This is a genomic window from Streptomyces sp. NPDC001056 (assembly GCF_053598955.1).
In genome coordinates this window covers 1-2742 of the sequence record NZ_JBSFLI010000088.1, presented here as the reverse complement: position 1 = coordinate 2742, position 2742 = coordinate 1, and the positions used below count along the sequence as shown (strand labels likewise).

At 70.2% G+C, this 2742-nt stretch carries 1 protein-coding gene; it reads left to right on the top strand.

Annotated features, from left to right (window positions below; translation table 11 throughout):
- Window positions 1–17 precede the first annotated feature (17 nt).
- Window positions 18–2742 (top strand): non-ribosomal peptide synthetase (locus tag ACWDD7_RS37495; protein WP_450460695.1); only part of this gene is annotated, 2725 nt, incomplete at its 3' end.

The following is a 2742-nucleotide window of genomic DNA, read 5'->3' as shown; positions in this document are numbered from 1 at the left end:
GTCTCTTCGCGGACGTACTGGACCTCGAACGCGTCGGCATCGACGACAACTTCTTCGAGCTCGGCGGCCACTCCCTGTCCGCGACCAGACTGGTCAGCCGGATACGGGCGGTGTTCGGTGTCGACGTGACGGTGCGGGAGGTCTTCAGCTGCCCGTCGGTCGCGCGGATGGCGGGTCTGGTCGCGGTGGGCGAGTCGGCCGTGCGGCCGGCGTTGGCGCCGGTGGTACCTCGTCCGGACATCCTGCCGTTGTCGTTCGCGCAGCAGCGGTTGTGGTTCCTGGCGCAGCTGGAGGGCGGCTCGGCGACCTACAACATTCCGTTGGCGGTCCGGCTGCGCGGGGGCGTGGACCGGAGGGCGCTGGCGGCCGCACTGGTTGATCTGGTGGAGCGCCACGAGAGTCTGCGGACGGTGTTTCCCGTGGGTGAGGACGGCCCGGTCCAGCGGGTGCTGGCGCCTGCCGAGGCGGAGCTGGACCTGCGCGTCGTGGTGGCTTCCGAGGCCGAGTCGGAAGCCGTGCTGCGGGATCTGGCGCGGCACATGTTCGACCTGGCGCAGGAGGTGCCGGTCCGGGCCACGTTGGTGGAAACGGGTCCGGATGAGTGCGTGTTGTCGTTGGTGGTGCATCACATCGCCTCTGACGGGTGGTCGAACGCGCCGCTGCTGCGGGATCTGGCGACGGCGTACGCGGCACGGGTGGCGGGGCGGGCGCCGGATCGGGCGCCGTTGCCGGTGCAGTACGCCGACTACGCGTTGTGGCAACGGGACGTGCTCGGCGACGCCGGCGATCCCGGCAGTCCGATGGCACGTCAGATGGGCTTCTGGCGGGACGCGCTGGCCGGTCTGCCGCTGGACGCGACCCTGCCGGCCGACCGGCCCCGGCCGCCGGTGGCGACCTACCGAGGCGGTCGCGTCGACCTGCGCATCGATGCCGACGTGCACGAGCGGCTGGTGCGGTTGTGCCGCACATGCGACGCCTCGTTGTTCATGGCCGTCCAGGCGGCCACCGCCGCGGCGCTCACCCTCAACGGCGCCGGGACCGACATTCCGCTCGGCTCACCGGTGGCCGGCCGGCACGACGTCGTCCTCGACGAGCTGGTCGGGTTCTTCGTCAACACGCTGGTGCTGCGCACGGACACCAGCGGTGATCCCAGTTTCCGGCAGCTGCTGGCTAGGGTCCGGGAAACCGACCTGGCCGCCTGGGCGCACCAGGACCTGCCGTTCGAGCGCCTCGTCGAAGAACTGAGGCCCGAACGCTCCGCCTCCCGCCACCCCCTCTTCCAGACCATGCTCACCCTCGCCGACGCGGTCATCCCCGGGCCTGCGATGCCGGGCCTGACCTCGGACGCGGAGGAGACCCCTGCCGGCGTGGCCCGGTTCGACCTGACGGTCAACTTCCGGGAGCACCGGCTGGAGGCGGGCCGGCCCGGTGGTCTGGATCTGGGCATCGACTACGCCACCGACATCTTCGACGAAACCACCGTTCGCGCGTTCGGTGAACGGCTCGTGCGGTTCGTGGCCGGTGTGGTGGAGACGCCGGATCAGCCGATCGGTGACATCGACGTGCTCACACCCGGCGAGCGGCAGTGGCTGTCGGGGGCGGGCGATGGTGGGCTTGCGGCCCGGACGGCGACGTCTTTGCCGGAGGCCGTTCGAGCACACGCCGTCGACCGGCCGGACGCGCCCGCCGTCGTGTGCGGTGAGCGCGTGGTGACGTTCGCGGAGTTCGAGGAGCAGGCGAATCGTCTGGCCCGGCGGCTTGTCACGGCCGGGATCGGTCCCGAGACCAGAGTCGCCCTGTTCCAGGACCGAAGCATCGAGGTGCTGGTGTCGATGCTCGCGGTGCTGAAGGCCGGTGGGGCTTATGTCCCCCTGGACACCCGGTATCCCAGGGACCGGATCGAGGAGATCCTGCGGCAGGCATCGGCGTCGATGGTGCTGACCGCTCGTGATGTGTCCGGCTCGGAGTTGCCGGACTGGGCGCAGGTGTTGCGGGTGCCACCGTTGGAGCGGTGGCGGCCGGGTGATCCCGTGACGCCGCCGCCGGACGTGCGGGTGCATCCCGATCAGCTCGCTTACGTGATGTTCACGTCCGGGTCGACGGGAGTGCCGAAGGGGTCGGCCAACACGCACCGCAACATCGCGGAGCTGGTGCGGGACGAGGCGTTCCGCAACGGTGTGGCCGATCGGATGCTGCAGTATTCGTCGTTGGCCTTCGACGCGTCGACCATCGAGATATGGGGCCCGCTGTTGCAGGGCGGGTGCGTGGAGGTGGCGCCGCCCGGGGCGCTGGATTCGACCGCGCTGGGCCGGTTGCTGACCGAACGCAAGGTGCCGGCGCTGTTCTTGACCGCGGGTCTGTTCCACGTGCTCGCCGAGGAGAACCCGCAGGGCTTCCGCGAGGTCCGGGAGGTGTGGGCGGGCGGGGACGTCGTCTCCCCGGAGGCGGTGCGCCGGGTGCTCGCGCACTGCCCGGACATCAGTGTCCACAATGGTTACGGTCCGACCGAGACCACCGTTTTCGTCGCGGTGCACCGGGTGGACAAGACGATGGGTCATACGGGGGCGCTGCCCATCGGAACCCCGTTGGCCCATACCGGTATCTACATCCTGGACGAGGCTCTGCGCCTTGTGCCGCCGGGCGTTGCCGGTGAGCTTTACGTGGCCGGGTCGCATCTGGCGAGGGGTTATGTGGGTCGTGCGGGTCTGACCGCGGAGCGGTTTGTCGCCGATCCGTTCGGTG